We start from the raw sequence: 282 nt of genomic DNA, 5'->3' as shown, positions 1-282 counted from the left end.
GCTGCTCAACTCGGCCAAGTTGAACGGCGTCGATCCCGAAGCCTATCTCACCGACGTTCTCGAGCGCATGGTCAGCGACGCCACGACGAACAACCAACTCCACGAGCTCCTGATTTGGAACTGGAAAGCGGCACGCGAAGCCGAAAGAGCCGCTGCATGACCAGACACAAGCCACGACAGGAGCGCAGGCCCGCCAAGACCACCATGGCCGACTACGCGATGTCCTTCGAGAAGCTCGGACATTGGCTGGATAAGCGAGGGCAGTCGGCGACGCTTCGTCGC

At 61.3% G+C, this 282-nt stretch carries 1 protein-coding gene; it reads left to right on the top strand.

Annotation, left to right across the window (positions count from 1 at the left end):
* Position 1: 1 nt before the first annotated feature.
* On the top strand, positions 2-160 hold the full coding sequence (locus ACWGTI_RS32900) for a transposase domain-containing protein (RefSeq protein ID WP_454590711.1): 159 nt from the start codon (positions 2-4) through the stop codon (positions 158-160).
* Positions 161-282: the final 122 nt, after the last annotated feature.

This window comes from Mesorhizobium sp. ArgA1 (assembly GCF_053714375.1).
The sequence above is the reverse complement of the archived record's forward strand: the minus strand, read 5'-3'. Positions and strand labels throughout refer to the sequence as shown.